24 protein-coding genes and 1 pseudogene are annotated in these 25,588 nt (G+C 55.2%); 15 read left to right on the top strand and 10 right to left on the bottom strand.

Features of this window, described 5'->3' with window-relative positions; all coding sequences use genetic code 11:
- Nucleotides 1-129 precede the first annotated feature (129 nt).
- Nucleotides 130-1,023, top strand: coding sequence for a PA4780 family RIO1-like protein kinase (locus QNH97_RS26035; protein ID WP_283554503.1), 894 nt, complete (start codon nt 130-132; stop codon nt 1,021-1,023).
- 221 nt (nt 1,024-1,244) lie between these two features.
- Here the strand turns inward: QNH97_RS26035 and cueR are convergent, their stop codons facing one another.
- From cueR to QNH97_RS26020, 3 genes are all read right to left on the bottom strand, one after another.
- A complete protein-coding gene (gene cueR, locus QNH97_RS26030; RefSeq protein ID WP_283554502.1) occupies nt 1,245-1,658 on the bottom strand; it encodes a Cu(I)-responsive transcriptional regulator in 414 nt (137 codons plus the stop codon).
- A complete protein-coding gene (locus tag QNH97_RS26025; RefSeq protein ID WP_283554501.1) occupies nt 1,655-4,048 on the bottom strand; it encodes a heavy metal translocating P-type ATPase in 2,394 nt (797 codons plus the stop codon). Before QNH97_RS26025 ends, cueR begins: the two co-directional genes overlap by 4 nt.
- Nucleotides 4,049-4,155: 107 nt before the next feature.
- A complete protein-coding gene (locus QNH97_RS26020) occupies nt 4,156-4,539 on the bottom strand; it encodes a hypothetical protein (protein WP_283554500.1) in 384 nt (127 codons plus the stop codon).
- Nucleotides 4,540-4,686: 147 nt separating this feature from the next.
- On the opposite strand from QNH97_RS26020, the gene QNH97_RS26015 reads away from it, so the two are divergent.
- On the top strand, nt 4,687-4,884 hold the full coding sequence (locus QNH97_RS26015; RefSeq protein WP_283554499.1) for a heavy-metal-associated domain-containing protein: 198 nt from the start codon (nt 4,687-4,689) through the stop codon (nt 4,882-4,884).
- A 95-nt stretch (nt 4,885-4,979) separates the two neighbouring features.
- Nucleotides 4,980-6,182 (top strand): multidrug effflux MFS transporter, encoded by a 1,203-nt coding sequence (locus QNH97_RS26010; protein WP_283554498.1) that lies wholly within the window; start codon nt 4,980-4,982, stop codon nt 6,180-6,182.
- Between the two features lies 1 nt (nt 6,183).
- Here QNH97_RS26010 and QNH97_RS26005 read toward each other — a convergent pair whose 3' ends face one another.
- Nucleotides 6,184-6,354, bottom strand: coding sequence for a hypothetical protein (locus QNH97_RS26005; protein ID WP_283554497.1), 171 nt, complete (start codon nt 6,352-6,354; stop codon nt 6,184-6,186).
- Nucleotides 6,355-6,610: 256 nt separating this feature from the next.
- Nucleotides 6,611-7,624 carry a zinc-binding alcohol dehydrogenase family protein gene (locus tag QNH97_RS26000; RefSeq protein WP_283554496.1) on the bottom strand — a complete coding sequence of 338 codons (1,014 nt, stop codon included), beginning with the start codon at nt 7,622-7,624 and terminating at the stop codon, nt 6,611-6,613.
- Nucleotides 7,625-7,738: 114 nt separating this feature from the next.
- On the opposite strand from QNH97_RS26000, the gene vimR reads away from it, so the two are divergent.
- The 3 genes from vimR (at nt 7,739) to QNH97_RS25985 (ending at nt 11,099) form a co-directional block, all read left to right on the top strand.
- Nucleotides 7,739-8,668 carry a transcription regulator VimR gene (gene vimR, locus QNH97_RS25995; protein WP_283554495.1) on the top strand — a complete coding sequence of 310 codons (930 nt, stop codon included), beginning with the start codon at nt 7,739-7,741 and terminating at the stop codon, nt 8,666-8,668.
- A gap of 222 nt (nt 8,669-8,890) precedes the next feature.
- On the top strand, nt 8,891-9,622 hold the full coding sequence (locus QNH97_RS25990) for an ArsR/SmtB family transcription factor (RefSeq protein ID WP_283554494.1): 732 nt from the start codon (nt 8,891-8,893) through the stop codon (nt 9,620-9,622).
- A gap of 94 nt (nt 9,623-9,716) precedes the next feature.
- Nucleotides 9,717-11,099, top strand: coding sequence for an MFS transporter (locus QNH97_RS25985; RefSeq protein ID WP_283554493.1), 1,383 nt, complete (start codon nt 9,717-9,719; stop codon nt 11,097-11,099).
- A gap of 117 nt (nt 11,100-11,216) precedes the next feature.
- On the opposite strand, the gene QNH97_RS25980 is transcribed toward QNH97_RS25985, so the two are convergent.
- The 3 genes from QNH97_RS25980 to QNH97_RS25970 form a co-directional block, all read right to left on the bottom strand.
- Nucleotides 11,217-12,170, bottom strand: a complete 954-nt coding sequence (locus QNH97_RS25980; protein ID WP_283554492.1) for an adenosine deaminase — start codon at nt 12,168-12,170, stop codon at nt 11,217-11,219.
- A gap of 82 nt (nt 12,171-12,252) precedes the next feature.
- Nucleotides 12,253-13,218, bottom strand: coding sequence for a 2-oxoglutarate and iron-dependent oxygenase domain-containing protein (locus QNH97_RS25975; RefSeq protein ID WP_283554491.1), 966 nt, complete (start codon nt 13,216-13,218; stop codon nt 12,253-12,255).
- A 146-nt stretch (nt 13,219-13,364) separates the two neighbouring features.
- Nucleotides 13,365-14,447, bottom strand: a complete 1,083-nt coding sequence (locus tag QNH97_RS25970) for a BMP family ABC transporter substrate-binding protein (RefSeq protein WP_283554490.1) — start codon at nt 14,445-14,447, stop codon at nt 13,365-13,367.
- A 291-nt stretch (nt 14,448-14,738) separates the two neighbouring features.
- Between QNH97_RS25970 and QNH97_RS25965 the strand changes: the two are divergent.
- The 5 genes and pseudogenes from QNH97_RS25965 to QNH97_RS25945 form a co-directional block, all read left to right on the top strand.
- Nucleotides 14,739-15,062, top strand: a pseudogene (locus QNH97_RS25965) (calcium:proton antiporter); the annotation flags it as partial.
- Nucleotides 15,063-16,150: 1,088 nt separating this feature from the next.
- Nucleotides 16,151-17,359: a DNA adenine methylase gene (locus QNH97_RS25960; protein WP_283554489.1), complete on the top strand. Its 1,209-nt coding sequence runs from the start codon at nt 16,151-16,153 to the stop codon at nt 17,357-17,359.
- Nucleotides 17,356-18,081 carry a hypothetical protein gene (locus QNH97_RS25955; protein ID WP_283554488.1) on the top strand — a complete coding sequence of 242 codons (726 nt, stop codon included), beginning with the start codon at nt 17,356-17,358 and terminating at the stop codon, nt 18,079-18,081. Before QNH97_RS25960 ends, QNH97_RS25955 begins: the two co-directional genes overlap by 4 nt.
- Nucleotides 18,074-19,057, top strand: coding sequence for a beta-ribofuranosylaminobenzene 5'-phosphate synthase family protein (locus QNH97_RS25950; protein ID WP_350356193.1), 984 nt, complete (start codon nt 18,074-18,076; stop codon nt 19,055-19,057). The genes QNH97_RS25955 and QNH97_RS25950 overlap by 8 nt, the downstream gene beginning before the upstream one ends.
- Entirely contained in the window at nt 19,050-20,717 is a 1,668-nt protein-coding gene (locus QNH97_RS25945; RefSeq protein WP_283554487.1) for a non-canonical purine NTP pyrophosphatase, read from the top strand. Before QNH97_RS25950 ends, QNH97_RS25945 begins: the two co-directional genes overlap by 8 nt.
- Before the next feature lie 78 nt (nt 20,718-20,795).
- Here the strand turns inward: QNH97_RS25945 and QNH97_RS25940 are convergent, their stop codons facing one another.
- Both QNH97_RS25940 and QNH97_RS25935 read right to left on the bottom strand, forming a co-directional pair.
- Entirely contained in the window at nt 20,796-22,022 is a 1,227-nt protein-coding gene (locus QNH97_RS25940) for a hypothetical protein (protein WP_283554486.1), read from the bottom strand.
- A complete protein-coding gene (locus tag QNH97_RS25935; RefSeq protein WP_283554485.1) occupies nt 22,019-22,243 on the bottom strand; it encodes a hypothetical protein in 225 nt (74 codons plus the stop codon). The genes QNH97_RS25940 and QNH97_RS25935 overlap by 4 nt, the downstream gene beginning before the upstream one ends.
- A gap of 520 nt (nt 22,244-22,763) precedes the next feature.
- On the opposite strand from QNH97_RS25935, the gene QNH97_RS25930 reads away from it, so the two are divergent.
- The 4 genes from QNH97_RS25930 (at nt 22,764) to QNH97_RS25915 (ending at nt 25,435) form a co-directional block, all read left to right on the top strand.
- A complete protein-coding gene (locus QNH97_RS25930) occupies nt 22,764-23,507 on the top strand; it encodes an abortive infection family protein (protein ID WP_283554484.1) in 744 nt (247 codons plus the stop codon).
- Between the two features lie 155 nt (nt 23,508-23,662).
- A complete protein-coding gene (locus tag QNH97_RS25925; protein WP_283554483.1) occupies nt 23,663-23,881 on the top strand; it encodes a hypothetical protein in 219 nt (72 codons plus the stop codon).
- 234 nt (nt 23,882-24,115) lie between these two features.
- The gene (locus tag QNH97_RS25920; protein WP_283554482.1) at nt 24,116-24,919 is read left to right on the top strand and encodes a hypothetical protein; all 804 of its coding nucleotides are present in this window, start codon (nt 24,116-24,118) and stop codon (nt 24,917-24,919) included.
- A 198-nt stretch (nt 24,920-25,117) separates the two neighbouring features.
- Complete coding sequence (locus tag QNH97_RS25915) at nt 25,118-25,435, top strand: hypothetical protein (RefSeq protein WP_283554481.1); 318 nt, start codon at nt 25,118-25,120, stop codon at nt 25,433-25,435.
- Nucleotides 25,436-25,588: the final 153 nt, after the last annotated feature.

Raw genomic sequence — 25,588 nt, 5'->3', positions numbered from 1 at the left:
CGATTTAATCCGGCACATTGTGTGCATCGTAAGGTTCATAGGTCGGCACCCCCTCCCCGTGGAGGAAAGATTGCCGTATAACGACTGTCATTCGCGTGTTCGGTAATAAAGGACCCACAATAAAAGCTGATGAAGACTCCAAAACGCATTGAACCCCTGATCGAGGACGGTCTGGTCGACGAGGTGCTGCGCCCACTTATGAGTGGTAAAGAAGCAGCTGTTTATGTGGTGCGCTGCGGCAACGAGCTACGTTGCGCCAAGGTCTACAAGGAGGCGAATAAGCGAAGTTTTCGTCAGGCGGCCGAATACCAGGAAGGCCGCAAGGTCCGTAACAGCCGCCAGGCCCGGGCCATGGCCAAGGGCTCGAAGTTCGGGCGCAAGGAAACCGAAGACGCCTGGCAGAACGCCGAAGTGGCGGCGCTGTTCCGGCTGGCAAGCGCGGGTGTGCGTGTGCCCAAACCGTACGACTTCCTTGAAGGTGTGCTGCTGATGGAGTTGGTGGCCGACGAGTACGGCGATGCCGCGCCGCGCCTGAACGACGTGACGCTGGAGCCGGATCAGGCCCGTGAGTATCACGCGTTCCTTATTTCCCAGATCGTGCTGATGCTGTGTACTGGTCTGGTGCACGGTGACCTGTCGGAGTTCAACGTACTGCTTACGCCGACAGGGCCGGTGATCATCGATCTGCCGCAAGCGGTGGATGCGGCGGGTAACAACCATGCCTTCAGCATGCTGGAGCGGGATGTGGGCAACATGGCCTCCTACTTCGGCCGGTTTGCGCCGGAGCTCAGGCGTACCAAGTACGCGAAGGAGATGTGGGCGCTGTATGAAGCGGGCACCTTGCATCCGGCCAGCGTGCTGACGGGTGAGTTCGACGAGCCGGAAGAAGCGGCGGATGTCGGGGGGATCATGCGTGAGATCGAGGCTGCTCGCTTGGATGAGGAGCGTCGTCAGGCTGTACGGGCTGCTGACGATGCTCCTCCTGGTAAAGCTGAGGAGCCGCCTCCGCCTTGGATGCAATGATTGGTTGATCAGAAACCCGGCCAAGGCCGGGTTTTTTGTGGCTGCCAAGAAACTCAGCCCCTGCGCAAATCCCTTGTGGGAGCGAGCCTGCTCGCGATAGCGGTGGGTCAGCTTGCATCACTATTGAACATGCCGACGCCATCGCGAGCAGGCTCGCTCCCACAGGGGTTGGGTGCTTCATGGCATTGGTGTCCACACAGAGGGAGGTGTTCTTGGGACTGTCAGGGGGGCGCTGCCTCCTGGCAACACCCCGAAGCCAATTCCTTGAGAATCGGACAATCCGGACGATGATCACCATGACAGTGCTCCACCAGATCCTGAAGGGTGTCACGCAGTTCGGCCAATTCGCGGATTTTCTGGTTCAGCTCATCGATGTGTTGCCGAGCCAGAGCCTTGACGTCAGCGCTAGCCCGTTGGCGATCCTGCCAGAGGGTCAGCAGTTTGCCGACCTCTTCCAGTGAAAACCCAAGGTCCCGGGAGCGCTTGATAAAGGCCAGCGTATGCAGGTCCTCGGCGCCATAGATCCGGTAGCCGCTGTCGGTGCGGTGGGCTGCCTTGAGCAGGCCGATGGACTCGTAATAGCGAATCATCTTCGCGCTCAGGCCGCTCTGGTGGGCCGCTTGGCCGATGTTCATCGCTTGTCCTCCAACCGCTTGGGTGTCCAGAATTTCAACAGTAACGCATTACTCACCACGCTGACGCTCGACAGCGCCATGGCCGCGCCGGCCAGCACCGGGTTGAGGAAGCCGAACGCCGCCAGCGGAATGCCAATCAGGTTATAGACGAATGCCCAAAACAGATTCTGGCGGATCTTGGCGTAGGTCTTGCGGCTGATGTCGAGGGCCGCCGGCACCAACCGTGGATCGCCACGCATGAGGGTGATCCCGGCGGCGTGCATCGCCACGTCGGTGCCGCCGCCCATGGCGATGCCGATGTCGGCGGCGGCCAGGGCCGGGGCGTCGTTGATGCCGTCGCCGACCATCGCCACCACCGAATGCGTTTTCAACTGCTGGACGATGGCGGACTTATCCGCGGGCAGCACTTCGGCATGGACCTGGGTGATTCCCAGCGCCTCGGCCACCACCCGGGCGCTGCCCCGGTTGTCGCCCGTGAGCAAGTGACTGGCGATGTGGCGCTCATTCAAAGCCTGTACGGCAGCGAGGGCGCCGGGCTTGAGGGTGTCACCGAAGGCGAACAGGCCCAACACCCGAGGCGTCGCGTCTTGATCGATCAGCCAGGACAGGGTCCGGCCTTCGATTTCCCACGCCTGTGCCGACTCGGCCAGCGAGCCGGGGCTCAGGCCGAGTTCGTCCAACAGACGCCGATTACCCAGGGCCAGGCGGCGACCGTCGAGGCTGCCGGCAATGCCGCGTCCGGCCAGGGATTGGCTGTCGCTGACATCCGGAACGTCCAGGCCGCGCTCGGCGCAGGCGTCCAGCACCGCTTTGGCGAGGGGATGTTCGCTGCCACGTTGCAGCGCGCCGGCCATTTTCAGCAGCGTGTCTTCGTCACCCGTGAGGGCGGTCATGTGGGCGATGCGCGGTGTGCCGGAGGTCAGGGTGCCGGTTTTGTCGAACACTACCGTATCGACTTCATGGGCGCGCTCCAGGGCCTCGGCGTCCTTGATCAAAATCCCGTGGCGCGCGGCCACGCCGGTGCCGGCCATGATCGCCGTGGGTGTCGCCAGGCCCAGGGCGCATGGGCAGGCAATCACCAGCACGGCGACGGCGTTGATCAGTGCGGTTTCCAGTGGCGCACCGTACAGCCACCAGCCGACCAGCGTTGCGAGGGCCAGCACCAGTACCACCGGCACGAAGACCTGGCTGACTTTATCCACCAGTTTCTGAATCGGTGCCTTGGCTGCCTGGGCGTCTTCCACCAGGCGGATGATGCGCGCCAGGACGGTTTCGGTGCCCAAGGCTTGCGTGCGCACCAGCAGTCGGCCCTCGCCATTGATGGCGCCGCCGGTGACCTTGTCGCCGGGTTGTTTGGGCACCGGCAGGCTTTCGCCGCTGATCAGCGCCTCGTCGGCGTGGCTCTGGCCCTCAAGCACCTCACCGTCCACCGGGAAGCGTTCGCCGGGCTTGACCAGCACCAGGTCATTCAAACGCAGGGCGCTGATGGCGACGTCCCGTTCCTGGCCTTCGACCACCTGGATCGCCCGCTCCGGCCGCAAGGCTTCGAGGGCACGGATGGAGCTGGCTGTCTGCCGTTTGGCGCGGCTTTCCAGGTACTTGCCCAGCAGGACCAGGGCAATCACCACGGCTGAAGCTTCGAAATACAGGTGCGGCATGCTGCCGTGATGGGCGCTGGCCCACTGATACACGCTCAAGCCGTAGCCGGCGCTGGTGCCCAGGGCCACCAGCAGGTCCATATTCCCGGCGCCGGCACGCACGGCCTTGAAGGCGGCGACATAAAAGCGCGCGCCGAAGATGAATTGCACCGGTGTCGCCAGGGCGAACTGCACCCAGGCCGGCAACATCCAGTACACGCCGAATGGCTGCAACAGCATCGGCAACACCAAGGGCGTGGCCAGCAAAATTGCCAGCACCAGTGCCAGGCGTTCACGGTTCAGACGGCTGGTTTGTCCGTCATGGGGCTGCTCGGCTCGCCAGACATTGGCGTCATAGCCGGCACGCTTGACCGCATCGATCAAAATCTGCGGATCGACCTGGCCGAGCAATTCGAGGTGGGCTCGCTCGTTGGCGAGGTTGACGCTGACGCTGTTCACACCGGCGACTTTGCTCAGGGCGCGTTCGACCCGGCCGACGCAGGATGCGCAGGTCATGCCTTCGATGCTCAACTCCAGGGTTTGAGCGGGAACGCTGTAGCCGGCCTGTTCGACGGCCTGCATCAAGGCGGGCAGGCTGCCCTCGGGCGCCTGGACCCGCGCCTGTTCGGTCGCCAGGTTGACGCTGACGGCGCTAGCGCCGGCAACTTTGTTCAAAGCCCGCTCGACCCGCCCGGCGCAGCTGGCGCAGGTCATGCCGGCAATCGGCAGATCGAAAGTGGTGGGTTCGGACATCGCTCAAGCTCCCTGTAGTGAATGACCACAGGATCAACCTTGCCATGCTGGCAAGGTCAAGCGCCAATCCAAAAGGCTTGCACGGGCTCACCTTTAATGGGGTGAGGTCAGTAACCGAGCGCAGCTTGCTTGAGGTACATGCCTTGTTGATTCATGGCAATGCGGAACTTCAGGATATCTCCGGCGCCGAGGGTAATTTCCTGTGAGCCCGGCGCGAGCATGCCCGGGTTGCACCCCGGCGCTTGGCCCGGCAGCAGCTTCAAGCGCAGGGAGACCGTGCCCGCCGGCAAGTTGAAAGAGGTGCTCTGCTCCTGGAACAACCGAGCCGAGAGCTGATCCTGGATGTAAATGCCGATTTCGCAGGAAGTCGCCACTTCCAGGCGCTCGCGGGAAATGATCAGCACGCCGTAATCTTCGCCGGCGGCCGATGCCTGGGGACTCATCGCTGAAAAACCGAGCATGCAAAACAGGCTGAACGCTGACCAGCGCATGGCTGAACCTCCGGTGTGAAATCCTTGATGTGTGCAGCTTGGCTGAGCGCGGTGCCGATTGCCAGCCCGGCAGTTTGCGCCAGAACTTGACCTTGCCATGATGGCAAGCTTGAAGCTATCGGCAACCTCATCCAAAGGAGTCAGCTCATGCAAACTTTCAATGTCCAGGGAATGTCCTGCGGTCACTGCGTCAAGGCGATTACCCAGGCTGTCCAGGCCAAGGATCCAGCGGCCGAAGTGCAAGTCGACCTGGGCGCCAAGACCGTTCAGGTCCAGAGCGCGTTGCCGGTTGATGCCGTGCTGGAGGCCATCAAGGAAGAGGGGTATGAAGTCAGTCCGAGGTGAAGGTTTTTAATCGTTAGCGACCTATCGGAATGTTCAAGGGCGCCCGGCAAGGTTAAACTGTCGGGCTGCCGACTGACGCCTGAGATGGACGCCCGATGAACCTTCGTACCATTCTGATTCTTGGCGCCTTGAGCGCTTTCGGTCCCTTGGCGATCGACTTTTACTTGCCAGCCTTTCCGGCGATGGCAACCGCCTTCGGTACCGACGAGAACCACATCCAGTTGACCCTGGCGGCGTATTTTCTCGGGTTGTCCATTGGGCAACTGGCCTATGGGCCGGTGGCGGATCGCTTCGGGCGACGCATTCCGTTGCTGGTCGGCGTCGGCTTGTTCACCTTGGCGTCCCTGGCCTGTGCCTACGCGCCGAACCTCGAATGGCTGATTGGCGCACGCTTCGTCCAGGCCCTGGGTGGATGCGCCGGGATGGTGATTTCCCGGGCGGTGGTCAGCGATAAATGCGACGCGGTGGGCTCGGCCAAGGTGTTCTCGCAGTTGATGCTGGTGATGGGGTTGGCGCCGATTCTCGCGCCGATGCTCGGCGGATTGTTGGTGAACGTGTACGGCTGGCAATCGATCTTCATTGCGCTGACCCTGTTCAGCGCATTGGCGTCCACGGCCGTGGCCTTGTGGCTGCCGGAAAGCTTGCCGGATCATGTGCCTCGGCAACCGTTGTCAGGTGCGCTGCGCCAATACGGTCGTCTATTGACCGACTCGGTCTACCTCGGTCATGCGCTGACGGGGGGCATCGCTATCGCCGGGATGTTTGCCTACATCGCCGGTTCACCTTTCGTATTCATCAAACTCTACGGTGTGCCGGCCGAGCACTTCGGCTGGCTGTTCGGTACCAACGCCGCAGGCTTCATTCTGGTGGCGCAGGTCAATGCCCGGTTGTTAGCCAAACGTGGCCCGGCCTTTCTGCTGAGCCGCGCGGTGTGGATCTACCTGGCTGCCGGTTTGAGTCTGCTGGCCATCAGCGCCTTGCGGCCGGAGCATTTGTGGCCGCTGCTGATTCCGCTGTTTATCTGCATTGCCAGCCTGGGTTGCATCCTGCCCAACGCATCGGCCTGCGCGATGAACGGGCAGGGCGCCCGGGCCGGCAGTGCTTCGGCGATGCTGGGATGCTTGCAGTTTTCCGTGGCCGCCGGGGCCGCCTCGTTGGTGGCGGCGCTGCATGACGGCACCGCCGTACCGATGGCGCTGGTCATCAGCCTTTGTGGACTCTTGGTGGTGGGGGCAGCGATGCTGACCCGCCGCCTGCAAAATGCCCGGGCGCTGGCCGAGGCCAGTCGCCAGGGCTGAGTCAGCCGGCCGCGCGCTGCTGCTGTTCGGGGAAATGATGGGGCGCGTGAAGTCGCGCTTGCAGGGTGGCGGTAAAGGCCTGGGCTTCGGCCTCGGTGCGGAAAGTCACGACGTGCTGGTCGAGGCGCACCTGCCATTGGGATTTTGCCACTTCTTTTATCAGGATCTTCATTGCTGACCTCCTTACGAAAAGATTACGTTGCAAAGGCCTCGAGTGTAGACCGGATTGCGATCGCAATTGTGACAACGGTCAACTCTCGGACTGACGGTGCAATCCCTGGTTGATACAACACTTGTTGTGGCGAGGGAGCTTGCTCCCGCTGGGCTGCGCAGCAGCCCCAAAACAGGGCCGCTGCGCGCCCCAGCGAGAGCAAGCTCCCTCGCCACAGTGGGTTAACAAACCAAGGGTTTTGGCTGCCACAAAATAGTCAGAAGCCTTCAAGCACAATCTTGCCCTTGGACTTGCCGCTTTCCAGCAAACCATGAGCCCGACGCAAGTTCTCGGCATTGATGGTGCCGAAGTGCTCGCCAACCGTCGTCTTCAGCGTGCCGGCGTCGACCAGCGCGGCCACGCGGTTGAGCAGTTTGTGCTGTTCAATCATGTCGGCCGTTTCGAACAGCGAGCGGGTGTACATGAATTCCCAATGCAGCGACAGGCTCTTGCGCTTGAGCGTGGTCACGTCCAACGCCTTGGGATCGTCGATCAGCGCCAGTTTGCCCTGGGGCGCCAGGGCTTCGACCAACTGATCCAGGTGCTGGTCGGTCTGGGTCAGGCTGGCGACGTGGGTCACCTGAGGCTGGCCTGCTTCTTTCAATACTTCGCTCAATGGGCGGCTGTGGTCGATCACCAAGTCGGCGCCCAGCCCGCGCACCCAATCCTGTGTCTGCGCACGGGAAGCGGTGCCAATGACTTTTAGCCCGGTGAGCTGGCTGGCCAGTTGCGTCAGGATCGACCCCACGCCGCCCGCGGCACCGACGATCAACAAGCTCTGGCCTTGGTCGCTTTGGTCTTCCTGGATGTGCAACCGCTCGAACAGCAGCTCCCACGCGGTAATGGCCGTCAACGGCAGTGCCGCCGCTTCGGCAAAACCGAGGGTCTTGGGCATGTGGCCGACGATGCGCTCGTCCACCACATGCAACTCGCTGTTTCCGCCGGCACGAGCGATGGAGCCGGCGTAGAACACCTTGTCCCCGGCCTTGAACAGCGTGACTTCAGGGCCCACTGCTTTGACCACGCCAGCCACGTCCCAGCCCAGCACTTTGGCGGCGCCGTCTTCGGGCTGTACGTTCTGGCGGACCTTGGTGTCCACCGGGTTGACCGAGATGGCCCTGACCTGCACCAGCAAGTCCCGTGGGCCGGCGACGGGCTCTGGCAGCTCGATGTCTTGCAGCGATTGCGGGTCGGTGATGGGCAGCGAATGGTAGTAGGCGATGGCTTTCATGAAGCGGCTCCGTGAGGTGAGTTTCGATGGAGCCAATGTTTAGGTATTTATCGGCGAGATAAAAGCGGCTAAAACAACAGGGTCTTTCAATAATTTTTTGATAATGGGGCCGTCATGCTTCGATTCGATGACTTGCAGTTGTTTGTCCGGGCGGCGGATCTGGGCAGTCTTTCTGCCGCGGCCAGGGTGATGGATCTGTCGGCGGCGGTGGCCAGTGCCGCGTTGAAGCGGATCGAACATCAGCTGGGCGCGCGCCTGTTGGCTCGCTCCACGCGCAGTTTGCGCCTGACGGCAGAGGGCGAAGGGTTCCTCGAATATGCCCGCGCTGCGCTGGGCAGTCTCGAGGAAGGGCGACGGTTGTTGACCAGCGGCCAGGATCAGGTCAGCGGGGTGTTGCAGTTGTCCGCCCCCTCGGACCTGGGGCGCAACCTGCTGCTGCCCTGGCTGGATGCCTTCCAGCGCGAGCATCCCGGGCTCACTGTGCGGCTGCTGCTGGGCGATCGCATTGCCGACTTGTTCAAGCAGCCGGTGGACATCGCGCTGCGTTATGGCGAACCGGAAGATTCGAGCCTGGTGGCCTTGCCTGTCGCGCCGGATAACTACCGGGTGCTGTGCGCGTCGCCGGAATACCTGGCGCGTCATGGTGAGCCCCATCAATTGGAGCAACTGGCCCAGCACAACTGCCTGCTGTACATGCTCGGCACCCGGGTTCATGACCGTTGGTGTTTTCATGACGGTAAACGGGAAGTGAGCCTCACCGTCAGTGGTGACCGCTTCAGTGACGACGCCGATGTGGTTCGACGCTGGGCGGTGGCAGGCGCCGGCGTCGCTTATAAATCATGGCTGGATGTCTCCACCGATGTGCTGGCCGGGCGTCTGAAAATTCTTTTGCCGCACCTGCAATGTGAACGCGCACCGCTCAATCTGCTGTGTGCTCACCGGGCGCAATTGAGCAAACCCATCAACCTTTTGCGGGAGATGCTCCAGGCCCGTTGCGGTCAGTTGACGGCTCAATTCCCGCTCTCGACAGGGGGCGGACATTAGTCGCGCGCAAATAGAGACTTTTCCCTCACGAACAATCGCCTCCAAAGGTTTCCGGAGGACAGGAAACCTTGATCACCGCGCTTATACTAGCGGCCGCCTGAATCGGCGCCGCATCGAACGAGGTGCTGCGCGATTTACAGCGGTCGGGCCGCTTTGGGTGGCCCCATAGCTGGTCAATATGCGCCAGAGCAGTAGACGAATGATTCAACAGGGAGTGAATACATGGAACATGCACCTTGCATCAGCCAGATCGCGACGCTGCTGGCCGACCCCAAGCGCAGCGCAATGATGTGGGCCTTGATGGACGGCACGGCCCGGCAGGCTGAAGAGTTGGCGTTACTGGCCGGGCTGTCGCCGTCCTCGGCCAGTGCTCATCTGGGACGCCTGTCCGCCGGAGGCCTGTTGAAAGTCGAAGCCCGGGGCCGCAAGCGGTTTTTCCGCCTGGCGGCGCCCGAGATCGGTGCCGCCGTCGAGGCGTTGGCCAGCGCGACCCTGGTCAGCACGCCACGACAGATTCCGGACGTCTTCAAACGTGGCGTCCTGCCAACCAAGGCGCCGACAGCACCCGCCTCATTGATGCGCGCCAGGCTCTGTGATGACCACCTGGGCGGCACGGTGGCCGCTGATCTGTATCAACGAATGTTGGATGACGGGTGGATCGAACAGTGCGACCAGCGGGTGATCGTTACCCATAAAGGCGCTAACCAGTTGGCCGAGCACGGTTTGTTCATCCAGGCACTGGCCCATCGCAACGCGCGCATTGCCTGCGCCTGTCCGGACTGGAGCGAGCGCCGTCCACACATGGGCGGGGCATTGGGGGCGGCGTTGTTGCAGCTGTTCATGCAATCCGGCTGGCTGAGCCTGCCCAACGACTCGCGGGCCTTGCAAGTGACGGTGCTCGGCCAGCAGGAAATCCATCGGTTCGCCAGGCAGGAGTCTTTGGAGATGGCCTAGTCGCTCAGGGTTTTCGGTAGGTCGTATTCAGCAATAGCCACCTGCAAGGTTCGCGCACACTCGACCCGGAAACTATCGGATTGGGGGATGCGGCATGGACACTCAGGGTTACAGTGCGGCGGAACGCCTGGAGCGGCTGCCCATCAGCGGCTATCACCGGGTCATTTTCATCATCATTGCCTTGGCGTTTTTCTTCGACTCCATGGACCTGGCGATGATGACGTTCCTGCTGGGATCGATCAAAACCGAGTTCGGCCTGAGCACGGCACAAGCCGGTTTGCTCGCCAGCTCCAGCTTCTTCGGCATGGTGGTGGGCGCGTCGTTGTCGGGCATGCTGGCTGATCGCTTCGGGCGAAAACCAGTGTTCCAGTGGAGCATCGTGTTGTGGGGCATCGCCAGTTACTTGTGCTCCACCGCCCAGGACGTCGAGACGTTGACGCTGTTTCGTATCCTGTTGGGTATTGGCATGGGCATGGAGTTTCCAATAGCCCAGTCGATGCTCTCGGAGATGATCCCGGCCAAGCGTCGGGGGCGATACATTGCGCTGATGGACGGCTTCTGGCCGCTGGGGTTCGTGGCGGCGGGCGTACTCTCGTATTTCCTGCTGCCGGTGATTGGCTGGCGCGACATCTTTTTGGTGTTGGCGGTGCCGGCGGTGTTTGTCCTGGTGATTCGCTTCTTTATCCCTGAGTCGCCGCGCTGGCTGGAACAGGCTGGGCGAGGTGACGAAGCGGATGCCGTGCTCACGCGAATCGAAGACAAGGTCCGTGCCTCGCTGGGGCGTCGGGACCTGCCGGAGCCGATCCGCCTGCCGAGGGTGGCGAGTACGCCGGGGAGTTTCTTTTCGGCCTTGGCGCAGATCTGGTCGCCGCTTTATCGCCAGCGCACGATGATGATCTGGAGCGTCTGGTTCTTTGCCTTGCTCGGGTTCTATGGCCTGACGTCCTGGCTCAGCGCCTTGTTGCAACAGTCGGGGTTCGCCGTGACTCAGTCGGTGTATTACACCGTGCTGATTTCCTTGGGTGGAATTCCCGGGTTCCTGATGGCGGCTTGGCTGGTGGAGCGTTGGGGGCGCAAGCCGGTGTGCATCGTCACGCTGCTGGGCGGCGGAGTGATGGCGTTCCTTTATGGTCAGAGCGCGGTGTTTGGCGGCAACGTCAGCCTGCTGGTCGGCAGCGGGTTGCTGATGCAGTTCTTCCTGTTCGGCATGTGGGCGGTGCTCTACACCTACACGCCGGAGCTGTACCCCACCTCGGCCCGGGCCACCGGCTCGGGCTTTGCCTCGGCGGTCGGGCGCGTCGGTTCGCTGCTCGGGCCCCTGGTGACTGGGCTGGTATTCCCCATTACCGGGCAAGGCGGTGTATTTGCCCTGGGCGCGCTGTGCTTCGCCGTAGCGGCGGGCGTGGTGTGGTTGTTCGGGATGGAAACCCGGGGCAAGACGCTGGAGGAGTTGAGCGAGGGGACGGTGGCCGATTAAACACGGTTTCCTGTGGGAGCGAGCTTGCTCGCGATAGCGGTGTATCTGTCGACATCAATGTTGAATGTCATTCCGTCATCGCGAGCAAGCTCGCTCCCACAGGGTTGGTTGTGAGGCCTAAGGTTTTACCAACCGCGCATCCAAACTGTTTTGCGCCAGACGCTGGGCCTGATCCTGGGTCATGCCCAGGTGCGTGTACAGCGCGTGGAAGTTTTCGGTGACATAGCCGCCGAAGTACGCCGGGTCGTCGGAGTTCACCGTCACCTTCACACCGCGCTCGAGCATGTCGAGGATGTTGTGCTGCGACATGTCGTCGAACACGCACAGCTTGGTGTTGGACAGCGGACACACCGTCAACGGAATCTGCTCGTCGATGATCCGCTGCATCAGTCGCTCATCTTCGATGGCCCGCACGCCATGGTCGATGCGCTGGATCTTCAGCAGGTCCAGGGCTTCCCAGATGTACTCGGGTGGACCTTCTTCGCCGGCGTGGGCGACGGTCAGGAAGCCTTCGTTGCGCGCACGGTCGAATACCCGCTGGAACTTGCTCGGCGGATGACCCATCTCCGAACTGTCCAGGCCCACGGCCACGAAGGCATCGCGGAACGGCAGCGCCTGGTCGAGGGTTTTCTCGGCCTGTTCTTCACTCAGGTGGCGCAGGAAACTCAGGATCAGACCACTGGTGATACCCAGTTGCTGCTCACCGTCCTTGAGGGCGGCGGCGATGCCGTTGAGCACCACTTCGAACGGGACGCCACGGTCGGTGTGGGTCTGCGGATCGAAGAACGGCTCGGTATGGATCACGTTCTGCGCCTTGCAACGCAACAGGTAGGCCCAGGTCAGGTCGTAGAAATCCTGGGAGGTGCGCAGTACATCGGCGCCTTGGTAATACAGATCGAGGAACTCCTGCAGATTGTTGAAGGCGTAAGCCTTGCGCAGGGTGTCCACGTCGCTCCATGGCAGGGCGATCTTGTTGCGTTCGGCCAGGGCGAACAGCAGCTCCGGCTCCAGCGAGCCCTCCAGGTGCAGGTGCAGTTCAGCCTTGGGCAGGGCGTTCAGCCAGTCGTACATGGTCTTTTCTCATCAGCGAATCAATGGCGGCATTCTACAGGGGCCGGCCGCAATGTCTGGTAAAACCTGACCGGCTGATCGACTACAGCGCTTGCGGTTCCCGCCGGTAAGCATAGGTGTCGGCGAAGCGCGACAGCAGGAATTCGGCGCAGGTGGTGGTCGGGTACTTCGGCGGGTGCAGGTCATCCTGGCAACCGGGCAGGCACTGGATCAGCGTGTCGGGGTGCGGCTCGGCAAAGAACGGCATCGAATAACGGTCCACCCCCAGCGGACTGATCACCCGGTGCGGCGTGGAAAGGTAACGGTCGTTGCTCCAGCGCGCCATCATGTCGCCGAGGTTGACCACGAACGTGCCTTCCATGGGCGGCGCGTCGATCCATTGCCCATTGACGTTACGCACTTGCAGGCCGCCGGCGGCGTCCTGGTAGAGCAGGGTGATGCAACCGTAGTCGGTATGGGCGCCGGCACCTTGTTGCTCGGCGCTACTGGCGGTCTGGCGTGGCGGGTAGTGGATCAAACGCAGCACGCTGACCGGGTCATTGAAGCGCGTGTCGAAGAAGTCTCGCTCGATGCCAAGGGCCAACGTCATGGCCCGTAGCAGTGTTTGGGCAAGGGCCTGCATGTCGCGGTAATGCTGCTCCATCAAGCTTTGCCAGCCTGGCAGGTTCGGGTGCCGGTTGGGGCCGCGCAGCGGTTTTTCCGCGAGTACTTCAGGGTGATCGGCCGGCAAGTGCAGGCCCATGTCGAAGGTTTCCTTCAGGTCGCTGGGCTTGGTCGGGTCCAGTTGTTCGGTGGCGACGGCGCCGTAGCCGCGGTGGTGGCGGGTCTGGGTGATGTCGATCTTGAGTTTCTCTTCGACGGGCAGGGCGAAGAAGCGTTGGGCGTGGTCCAGGACTTCGGCGATACGCGCGGCGCTGATGGGATGACCTTTGATATAGAAAAAGCCCCACTGGCGGCAGGCCTGGTCGATCTGCCCGGCGACGGATTGCCAGGCGTTGGAGTCGTCTGTGTAGAGCGGGCTGATGTCGATGATGGGAAGGCTGTTCATGCGGCTTTCCTGGCTTGAAATAGGAGCCCCATGTGGGAGCGAGCTTGCTCGCGATCGCGGTGGGTCAGCCAATACAGATATTGAATGTCAATCCGCAATCGCGAGCAAGCTCGCTCCCACAATAGGTTTTGGGTTGGGTATGGGGACTATTTGGGAATCTCAGCCTTCATGCCTTCGACGTAATAATTCATCGACGCCAGTTCCGCGTTGGTGGCGCTCGCGCCTGCCGGGATTTTCTCGACGCCGGCCTGGTCCTTGATCGGCCCGGTGAACGGATGAAACGCGCCGCTCTCGATGTCGGCAATGATCTGCTCGGCTTCGCCCTTGACCGCTGCTGGCACCAGGTCGCTGATCGGCAGTTTCACCGTGCCTTCCTTCAGGCCGCCCCAGTAATCCTGGGATTTCCAGTTGTGGTCGAGCACGCTTTGGGTGGCCTGGATGTAATGCGGGCCCCAGTCATTGACGATGGAGGTCAGCACGGCCTTGGGGCCGAAGTGGGCCATGTCCGAAGCGTAGCCGACCGCATAGACGCCGCGTCGCTCGGCGGTCTGGATCGGCGCGGGGCTGTCGGTGTGCTGGAACACCACATCCACGCCCTGGTCGATCAGTGCGTTGGCGGCGTCGGCTTCCTTGCCCGGGTCGAACCAGGAGTTGACCCACACCACCTTGATCTCGGTGCCCGGATTGTATTTGTTCAGGGCCAGTTGGATGGCGTTGATATCGCGGATGACTTCCGGGATCGGAAAGGACGCGACGTAGCCGACCTTCTTGGTCTTGGTCATCTTGGCCGCGAGGAAACCGCCTACGTAGCGACCCTCGTAAGTGCGAGCCAGGTAGGTGCCCAGGTTCTTGTCCTGTTTGTAACCGGTAGCGTGCTCGAAGATCACCTTGGGAAATTGCTTGGCGACTTTTAGTGTCGGGTTCATGTAGCCAAAGGAGGTGGTGAAGATCAGGTCGTAGTTGTCCTTGGCCATGTTGCGGATCACCCGCTCGGCGTCCGCTCCTTCAGGAACGTTTTCCACGTAGTTGGTGGTGATCCGGTCGCCGAATTTCGCCGCCAATTCCTTGCGCCCTTGTTCGTGCTGATAGGTCCAGCCGTGGTCGCCGATCGGGCCGATATAGACGAAGCCGACCTTCAGCGGATCAGCGGCGCTGGCATTCAAGCCGGCGCCCAGGCCGACGACGGTGGCGACGGCGCAAAGCAACTTCTTCAAGGGGCGTTTGTGCATGAACTCGAACTCCATTTTGTTGTGAGGTTGGCTGTGCAGCACCAATGCAAAATGCTGACCAACAGGACAACAAAATCTGCGATCTTTTCGGGGCAGCCATCGCGAGCAAGCTCGCTCCCACAAAGGCCATGCACAACTGTGGGAGCGAGCTTGCTCGCGATGAGGCCCCTGAGATCGATTAAGGTGCGCCTGCCACCCACTCGCCGCTGTCTGGTGCATCACACCGAACGAAACGTTCGCCACCTCCTACAGTCTGTAGCTCATGACCCTATCCTCGCTGACAGGCCCGCGATGCTCACTTTGATCAAGCAAGAAAAACTGCTGTTGCTGGCGCTGATCGCCGCGCTCGTTGCCTACCCGTTGGAACACTGGCTATTAGGCAATGGGCAACTGGTGGCATTAATCAGCGGCTTGGTGCTGATCGGTTTTATTGTCGCGGCCTCCATGCGCGTGGCCCATCACGCTGAACTGCTCGCGGAAAAAGTCGGTGATCCTTACGGCACCATGATCCTGACCTTGTCGGCGGTGCTGGTAGAAGTGGTGATCCTGGCGATCATGATGAGCAACGAAGCGTCGCCGACCCTGGTGCGGGACACGATCTACTCGGCGGTGATTTTCCAGACAAGCCTGATTCAGTATCAAATTCACTGATCTATATCTGCTGTTTCTAAGAGGATTCAATCTGAGGTCTTTGACTAGGTGCGTGCTTGCGAGAGGCATGGTGGATCTAGCAACGAGATCTTATGTGGGGCGGAGAGGATCGGATAATGAACCTGTTTATAGCTTAGCCAAGTGAACAGGTCTGTCAATTTTAGGGGTGATTACCATGAACACATTTTCTTTCCGTGCAGATTGCTTGGCAGACGTACTGGACCTGCTCGGTTCCAGCAGGATGGGAGCATTGGTACGAGTCACCATAATCCCCGATGGGACGTTTCCGGACGTTGAAGTTGAGCTAGAATCCGGCATGACCCAAAAACAGCTCCTGAGCCTTATGGGTGGCATGGAGGACGGCCACGTAATGAGTGAGACCCTGCGCATGTGCAACTTGCGCTCAAACCCAATGGAGCGATGCTTGGACAGAACGTGAGCGGTAGGGGGCGTGCGTTTGGGTGACGATAATAGTGTCGGCAGAGTAAGCAATGGATCATCTTTCGATCCAGATTGATCTGGACTGGATATCCTGAGCGGGCGATGTTGAAGCCGTCAGTCAGCCAGGAAACTCCTATTAGACGGGAGATTATGGTTTGATTTTTTTGCAAAGAAATCGAGGTGAATCGCTGAAAAAGGTGACCTAATCTGGTGAAATACGCTCATGACAGGAAGCGTACCATTGAGCCTCGGGTGAGGCAGACGCCGTGCGCTGACGTCTAGATGCCGGGGAAATGAGGGCGCGCTTGCCTCCTCAGATAGATGTGGTCGTTCTCGAAGGAATACATACATTATTGCAGGGCATCGGGATCTGCTGGCGACGAGGGGCAATGATAGTCTTAGCGAGAAAAAGGGGGAGTGGTAGGATGGCGCGCTGGCGTTTCCCGGTCGAATAATCGTAGAAAAATCGACCAGAAAACGCCCAGCGGTTGTCCTCCCGCATCGAGCGATTTGAAAGCCTATTATTTCATCTGCGAATTTTCAATTGTTGTGAAAGACCAAAACATCTTGGCACTCGCAAACTAAAAAAAGATCCAAGTCCGGAGCGCCAAATGTTAGATCCCCGTCAATTGGACACAAATCAACCAAGTTCTACCGCTCAAGAAGATTGGTGCTCCCAAGAAAGTCGATCTCTTAAAATTGATTCCCCTGCCGAACAAAAAATCAACACCTCACAAGTTGTAATGGCAGAAGCTCTTGATGCGGTGCTGACGCCGGTGAGAGATAAAGTTTACCTTCCACAGACAAGGTACTACGGTAGTAAGCGTAGGTTGACTGAGTGGCTGCTGGATGAATTTAAGAAATATGATTTTAAGACGGCGATAGACGTGTTTGGTGGAACGTCTACGGTGTCTCTCGTCTTAAAGCATCTTAATAAGAAAGTAACATACAACGACATATTGGAGTCGAACCGCACTATAGCCTTGGCTCTTCTTTCTAATAAGCCTTGTTCGATAACAAATAAAGAATTTGACAGGTTCATTGGCAGTGTAGTGCCAGAGCGCGGTTTTATATCGAAAAATTATGAAGGTATTTATTATACTGATAGCGAAAATCAGTGGCTTGATGGCGCAATAAGAGGCTTGTCAGGAATTGAGGACCCCATCAAGAAGTCCGAGATATTATATTGCTTAATGCAAGCTTGTTTGCAAAAGAGACCGTTCAATCTGTTTCATCGGAAAAATTTATATATAAGAGAGAATAACAATAAAGACACAAAATTCGGAAATTGGGCTACTTGGGAGAAGCCTTTCCCCGTTTTGATGAGTCGAGCGCTCGGTGAGATTCAAAAAACACGATGGGTGTCTGAGTTTTCCCCCGTAATTTTGCCCTGCACAGACGCAATTGAAATTCCGAATATTTACGACTTTGTTTATTTAGATCCGCCTTATGTGCCACAGAAAAAACAAGATATTTCTTATATGGATAGATACCATTTTCTTGAAGGTATTTGCCAGCCGAAGCATTGGGATGAGCGGATTGACCGATCAAAAAAGAATTTCCCCATCCCTAGCCCGGAAGTTATGTTGAAGTGGAATACTAAGAGTTGTTTTAAAGATAGTCTCTTTGAGTTAGTAGAGAAGCACAATAAGTCTATTGTTTGTCTGTCCTATGTGCATGATGCATTTCCGAGCATTCAGGAGATAAGTGATTTCTTCTCGTCACAGTTCAAGAAGACAACTTTGCTTGAGCACGACATGCCGCATGCGTTAAGTAAGAAACCTAAAAAGGAAGTCATCATCATAGGGATTCCGAGATGAAAATGCTAAATCTCAACTTTGTCGTTCGTGCGCCGCGTGCTTACTTTGCATTGCTCATACTTGCCACTATAATTTCGGGTGTAGTGTTGTATAACACCAATGAAAAAGCAGATGGGCGATTTATTGGGGTGTTAAGCGGTTTAATCTCAGGTTTGGTGATAGCTTCACTTCAATTTCTCACCCAGTATTTAGAGCAAAGAACCCTATCTGAATACAAAAGACACGGTCTAATCGAGTTCTTAGCTAACAGAAAAGATGCTGAGTATTATCGAGAGCTAATAAAAGGCACCAGTGTTGGTGATCAAATTATAGTAGTTGGAGTTACTTGTAATCGGCTGTTAGATGATTTTGCGAACTCCGATGTGGAAAAGTCCCAAGATCTTTTAGAGGCACTGGCGCGAGGCGTTGAAGTAAAGCTTTTGCTTCCGAAGATATCATATTTGGAAGAGCCAAATTTATCTGACTTTAAAAACAAGACATTACAAAAAGCAGAAAGAATAACGAAGGGCTATCCAGAGAAGTTTAAGATTTACTACTACGACTTCGAGCCGTCGCATAGCATTTTTCTCGCGGGTTCTCGCTGTTTGGTAGGGCCAATTTTTAAGAATATTAGCAGCAAAGAGACGCCAACAATTGCCTTTGATAAGGATGGTTTATTTATCAAGCCATACTTAAATTATATCAATGAAACATTGAAAAACGCGTCAGAAAAATATGATTAGATCAATCAGGATATCTGCTCCGGCGCGGCTTCATGTTAACTTATTTGATATGAGTGATCAGGGCTATAGGCAAAATGGAGGAGTTGGGTTTTGTATAACTGATTTCGATACTATCATGGAGTTCGCGATTAGCCCCGAGTTTGGGGTGATTGATAGGCGATCTGATGGGTTGACGAAATTTGAAGCAGAGTCCTTGATAGGGTTTTTGCAGGAACTCTATACAGTCAATAATTACTCACATAAAATAACTATCAAGTTTTTGTCTGGCCCTCCGCCTCATAGTGGGTTTGGTACAGGAACTGCGTCAAAGTTGGCGTGCGCCGAGGCTGCAAGCATTTTCAACGAAAATAAAAGTAGCCAGGCACAGTTAATTTCTGCTTCTGGGCGAGGCGGCACTTCAGGGGTAGGGATAAACACCTATTTTCACGGAGGGCTAAGCGTCGACTTTGGGGTGAAAGCAACAGGTGTTCGACTCGCTCCATCTTCCGCTAGAAGAAACCCTCCAACCCAGCCAGTTCAGTTGTTGAATATCAAGTTGCCTGACGACTGGCGCTTTGGCGTAATTATCCCTCCTAACGCAAATAAAATATCTGCGAAAGACGAAATCGAGTTTTTCAATAAAACATGTCCTATTCCATTGTCCTCAGTTCATGAGTCAATCTATCATGCCGTTTCGGGAATGGCCTGTGCGGCATTAGAAGCCGATTATCTGACCTTTTGCGCGTCCATCAATGCAATCCAAAAAACGCAATGGAAAAAAGCAGAGTGGGCAGCACAAGCAAATACGCTAGAAACGATCAAAGGTTACTTGCAAGGTGTCGGAGCAAAATGTGTTGGCTTGTCTAGTCTTGGACCGGCGATATACTTTGGCACAACCAATTTTGAAGAATTAAGAAATAAGCTTAAACTTTCGCAAGATCATATCTTGGCAGAGTGTTCGCCGAATAATTTTGGAAGGGAAATAGAAATTGATTAAGTTGGTATTTCTATCATCCAATCTTACAAAAATTGCGCACTTCGAGTATTTGTTGCGTGAGCAGCCAATTATGCTACTCCCACCACCAAATTATGGTAAGCCATATTATGAACCCCGCATCGAAGATAGGGCAAGGCTACTTGAAGAAAGCATACAAAGTGCGAATTTAAAGTTAGCTAAAGGTTCAGGTGGTAGTGAGCAAGAACTTCAGGATGGAATTTTTGGTAACGATGAGGCTGAAGATACGGCCCTTTTAGCACGATACGCCTCTATGCATCAGCATAGGCTTTTTTTTATTGAAGATACGTCCATCGCTATTGAGGCATTAAGCACTGATGGGGAGTTTCCGGGAGTAAACGTTAAGTACTGGATGAGAGAAACATCCTTCGCACAGCTAGATGGGCTGTTAAAGGAGCTTGGTAATAATAGAAAAGTAACCGTTCGCTCAGACATTGTTCTATATTTACCTCCAAATTTGCGCACTACCCCGGCGGAGACCTACAAAATATTCGTAGGTAAAACTGAAGGCCGTGTCGTAGAGAAAGAAATAGAATTCGAAACAAACTCATTATATCCATGGTTAGATAATAAAACCTTTAATAAATGGTTTGTTCCAAAAGGGGCAAGAAAGCCCATAAGCTTATTGCCCATAAATTCTGCAATTAAACACGACTTTAGAAATCTAGCGCTGCAAGAACTCATAGGTTTTTTAAAGTCAAAAGACCTTATTGATAATAAAAAACTTCAAGAAAAGCCACTACAGGGAGAATTGTTTCCCAGAAGAAATTATATTATTTGCGGTGCGACCTGTGCGGGTAAGACAATCCTTGCATCTGCACTGACGAGGCTTCACGCATATAGGCATATTGAGGCCAGCGATTTCATGAGATGTGCCTTGTACACAAGGCACGGTTACGCAAGTGATATGAAAACACAAGATTTTGCTAAGAGTGCGCTAAACAAAGATCCTGGAATAGTAGCTCGACAGATTTCTGAATATGTTAAAAGCACGCCAAAAACTGGCATTATTATAACGGGCTTTCGCTCGCCTAAAGAAATAAAAATACTACAGGAAGAACTTTCTGGAATAGATTTGGAAACGTTATTCATTGAAAGCAGTCTTGAGACAAGATATCAGAGAAATATAAAAAGAAAAAGGTCTGATGCGCCAATGACTTTTACAGAGTTTGAAAGTAAAAATGAAATTCAAAACTCCATGGGCTTGTCCGAAATATTAATTACAGCTAAAACTATTTCGAATGAAAACTCTTTGATTAGCTTTATAAGGTCTACTGTTAGCTCTCTAACGAACGAAGCCCAGCTTATATCTTTTAATTGTGATGTGTCGGAGATTACTGGCTTTCTGCCGCTCGAACAAGCGATTCTCGTTTCAATGCTTATAGATCATAAGAAAGGAGTGCTGCCTCTGACAACAACACAGATCGCTAAAAACATACAGGTCAACATACCGAAGCTAAGGCAAAAAGGTGACAAGAGTTTACCTGTTGATAAAAATAACGTGAGTAGATTTTTTAATCAGCGTTTTAGTCCGCATTTTGAAGCTCATGTAAAAAATGAAAAAATAAAATTTAGCCTGTCACACACAGGTATTAGCGCCGCGATTTCGCTAATTAGGAAAATTATAAGCGATAACTCTTGAGCTAGAGTTAGATGTTCAAGCCAGTAATTATCGACGGAGGGTGTGAGTTATGAGCATCCCTCAGCTCCGAACATTACTTCAATCATCATAGCTGTACATCTTGAAACGAACACCTAGGCGCTTGCTTAATATTTGGCACGCAGCTCTATAGGCGGCCTCGTTCTGATATCGACTTTGTGAGCGTGGCAGTCCAGGAATGTTAAGATGTGCATGACTATCTAGTGTGTCTGCAATCCCGCTTCGGATCATATGCTGCACAACTGGATGCGTTGTCTCAGAGGTCTCGGCCCATGCGTCGCCACATGGCATCCTTACAGGGGCACCGTGGATCAAAGAAAAATCAAGCGATGCTGCTGTACCTTGGATGGTTGCCTCAGCAATGGCCTTGGAAATTGCTACGTCAATTTTGCGATCAAATACATTTAAGGCGTTTACTGCTTTCACTATTGCAGTGGGATAAAGTTGCTCTATAACTTCAATACTAAGTGAGCGAGTTGCCGTAGCACGCAGCTCATCAGTTATGATGATATTCGTCTCCAAAAGCTTTTGCTCATCGAATAATGTCGAGAAGCTATTCATGCCGGAGTGATAAAGCCCCGTCATCAGTTGTTGAATGGCTAGCGCGCTGTCACGATTGTCGACGATGATATACATCTTTGATATGTGGCAGTTTTCTTCCGTAGGCCCGAGCAATCGAATGGCTGGTAGTCGTAGCTGATAAAACGGCATCCAAATTCGGTTGTAGAGTTTGATTGGGTAGTCTATTTCAGTAGAGGTTGGTTGCCAGTAAAGTGTCTGGCTTCGATAAGTATTTTCCGATGGGGCTGGTCGAGTTCGACGGGCGGCAAATGAGCAGACCTCAGATTCGATAAATTCAGTAACCGAATCTGTATCAAAGTCGAAGAGGTTATCGGGTACTAGCCTAGTTTCGTCATTGCTGGTAACTGTGTGAAGGCTCTCTCGCGCTCCGGCGGTTATTAGTTCGGACTTCATTATCGCAATTGCACAACGCTGGTGAATCGACTCCTCTCGCCAGTCGCCCTGGATCGTGGGGTAGATACCCCCCGTGGAAAAGTGCAAAGCAGCGTTATGGTCGGAGCCTATGAAATCTCCATGTATGAGAGGGTAAAGTGGAGATAGTCCGCCGAATTTTATGATTGAATGTAAGGCTAAAAGAGAGTCACCTTCGAAGTCCAAATGCAGCCTTTCCTCTGCCAGTTGATAGTACCATTCAGGAGCGGACTCACAGTCTGAATGGACGATCAGAGGGTGGAAGTGGTGCAACATCCATTTGGAGGCACTCATTTCTCATCTCGAATAGCAGCATCGAAATAGATATCTAGGCTCGAAACGGAGTGATGCCCCGAAAATCGTTCCATCAAGTCTTTGAGCCTTTTGTGTTTCATTATTGTCGCTATGATTTTTTCGGCCTGATTGGAGAATTCGATGGGGGTCTTAGACGCCGAATCGCTATCGGCATTGTTTTTGTTGAGTTGCGCCGCGTTGTGTCGATCATGAGGGTTCATTTTGAAAGCTCGCTGTCTTTGAAATGTAAGTCTCAGGAAAGTCCAAAGAGTGGATGGCGTCAAGAAGGCGTTGGCTTCATTCGTAGGCTGTAATTGTTACTGTTATCGGGTTTGGTTGGCGATTTTTGTCATTGTGTGGATCGTCTCAATCGTTAACTTGTTGAATGTTAAGTAATGGTGCGTCTGATTTGTCAATTTTTATAAAAATATATATGTTTGTGTAGTAAACAATAGGCGGAGTGGCGTTTTGTTTTTATGATATTAAATCCCGATTTTCCGATAAGCGGAATAATGCTTGGCGTATAGAACTTCTATAGTCTTTCGGGGGCGACGACTTATTCCTACACAAACGGCGCCCAGGAGTTACAACAGTTTGGTCTGGAGTATCTCGCCGGTAGGATTAACACGAGCGGCGCATCGCAGTGGGCCAGGCAGGGTTCAGGGTTCATACGCGCTCGGTCACATTCGATGATGGGCTGCTATAAGGGTATGGACTACAAACGGTGAAGGTGCAGAAGATATGGCTCTCATTGATGACGTTGACGGCTTGCAATCGATCTACATCAATCGTGCCACTGGAAACGGGAACGACGACGATGAGCGGGATTATCCTCTTTACCGGCAGAGCGTTCTTGATGACCCTCGTGTGGCCTCACTGGTCCCGGCGTGGGTGCGTCGTCACAGGAACTTGGACCAATTTTGGGGGTTCATCCAGCCGAAATTTGAAAAGTATGCCGAGCGTAGAAAATTCATTTGGGATGAGTTCAGGGCACTCGTTGACTTCGCTGAATCAAATGAGGGCCACCCCTCTGATATCGCAGTCTCAGAGGCGCTGGACCGCATTGACGCTGAGCACGTTCGGATCGCTTGGACAAAAGCGCTTGAAAGGCGCTCAACTGATCCCGAGGGAGCTATCACCATGGCTCGTAGTCTCCTGGAATCGGTATGCAAACACATTCTTGACGAAGCCGGAACGAGCGGCCATGAGACGACTCCTGACTTGAACAAGCTCTACAAGCAAACAGCTACTCTTCTAAACCTGACGAAGGCTCAACATGAAGAGGTTGTGTTCAAGCAAATCCTTGGAGGGTGCACAGCCGTTATCGAGGGCTTAGGGGCGCTTCGGAATCGTTTGAGCGATGCCCATGGCAAAGGAAAGGGCGGGGTGAAGGCCGCCCCCCGTCATGCAGAGCTGGCAGTGAATCTGGCGGGTTCGACTGCGCTTTTCCTGCTTGCCACATGGGAGGCGAAAAAAGGGGATTGAGTGTGGCATCGCGCAATAAGGAAACGGATCAAGTTCTGTGCAAATGGGTGCTCAAGCCAACGCAGCAGCGACATATCAACGGGGCCGGGCAGTGTCTTGAACTAAGGGGGAATTCAACTAGCCTTTCTCGCACAGCACATCCAAGGAGGAAATTTATGCCAGATAATTTTGAAGCCAACATACACATAGCTGACGCTCTCACCCTGCTACTGCACAACCAGCATGCTCTTGCTGCGGCCATTGAAGAAGTGACTGGGTGGCTTGCCAAGAATGGGGTGGGGGATGTCGCCGTTAACGCGATTGCTGCCCTGAACACATTGGATACGAATGCCAAAGGCATTACGGACGCCATAATGCGGCTACGGCGGTCGTAGTCTTCGTCCAACGTCCAACGTCCAACGTCCAACGTCCAACGTGAAGCGCGTCCCGGAGGTAGTTGGGAAAAGGGTAAAAACGGGGCTAGACCGAATAAGGGCAGCGGCGGCCTAATCCCATCTCTTTATTTTCAGCTGTTCTTAAGAACGGTTGCATGTATGTCATAAATGTTCGGGGGTTCCCATCGTCGCAGCCGCGCAATGACACAACACAATCATAAAGGAAGCGAGCACATGTCGAAGAAACGAAAAGGTGTCCCCGAGATACCCCGTGACGACTATGTGTATGGACACACAACCGACATTGTGTCGCAGCTCACAGTGAAGTTTGATCCAAAAGGCGGCGTGACCATAGCCGAGATTGACCCCGACTCCATTCACCGCAAGCTGTCGCACCCTAAGACCAAGGGTGACAAGATTATTCTCTCAACTCCTACTAATGACTTCAGCTTGCACGGAACGTATACGCAAGAATTGCAGACTCGCTTCGACTACCTCGCAGCGGTGGACACGAACACAATCGCGAATGATCAAGGACCGACGCGATTCGATGGGTACGTAGTGAGCGCAGCTACTGTCAGTGTTATCGCTGAGCCGTTGCAATCCCTACACGAGAAATCGATCTTCCAACCGCTGGTTACTTATCTGATCCTAGACCCGGACTTTGTTGCTTCGCACGAACCATTGGGCTGGCACTTGGCTTTGACTCGGCACATGGACACCCCCCACCTACGTTCAAGCCGCCTAGGTGTCGTCGTAGATCATGATTTGAGGGCGCATCCTGCGATCAATGCTCGCGAGCTTCCCTACTATCGCGACCATCTACTACCCAGCCATGCTGCCCTCATCTACGCCTCGGCAGATAAGAGAGATACGATTGGGAATCTCATGATCCATTATTGCGACAACATTGCTCGGCAAATTCTGGAGCAGTTCAGAAGGCATGGAATAGCAGTAGCGCTAAAACAGGAAAGCTTTCGAGTTGGTTCGGCAGTGTGTCTCGCCATTCCGCACCCGGAACAGAAAGCACCCGCTTAGCTTTGTCTACCCGTCATGCTTAGCCTCTTGACGCTTCGACGCTTCGCCCCCCGAGGTATCACTCAATCAACTAGGCGATTCGTATAGAATGCGACGAGCGAAGTCCGTTGGCGGGCGCTCCTCTTGCAGCCCGACTGGCAGCGACGATATTCCACCAATTAGTACTGGTCTACCTGCAAAGTCACACGAGACCTCTATATGAAAGACAATCTGACCGAACAAGAAATGCGCCAGGCGCTTTTCGGCACGGAGGCCAAAGATTTAGCCTCAGTAGAAGACAAACCACGTATTACGTCAGATCAGCAGCACGTTTCGAAAGCACGACGTGCTTCGAATTCCCGCTCGCCAAAGTTAAAAGTTACGTTGCGCGTCACGTCGGAATTTGAGGGCAAAGCTGAGATGCTCGTCTATGAGGCAAGCACTCTGAGCCGCATCGTTGCTGAGCAAGAAGCGAAGGCAGAAGCGAAGAAACGCAAATTCAAGTACTTCGAACTGATAAAAATTGAATCGGTATGAGAGTTTTTTCGCGTCCTCTGTAATCACCCATGAAAGAGCTTCAATGCTGCTACCCTGTACCTGGTTAGGGCCGGGTGCTAGATTAAAAAGGCTTTGGCAGAAACCCGAAAACTGTCTGATCGCGCAAGAATACGAATTGGAATTTTCCCGTCG

It is taken from the genome of Pseudomonas sp. G2-4 (genome assembly GCF_030064125.1).
Taxonomy (GTDB): domain Bacteria; phylum Pseudomonadota; class Gammaproteobacteria; order Pseudomonadales; family Pseudomonadaceae; genus Aquipseudomonas.
This window is presented reverse-complemented; position numbering and strand designations above follow the sequence as displayed.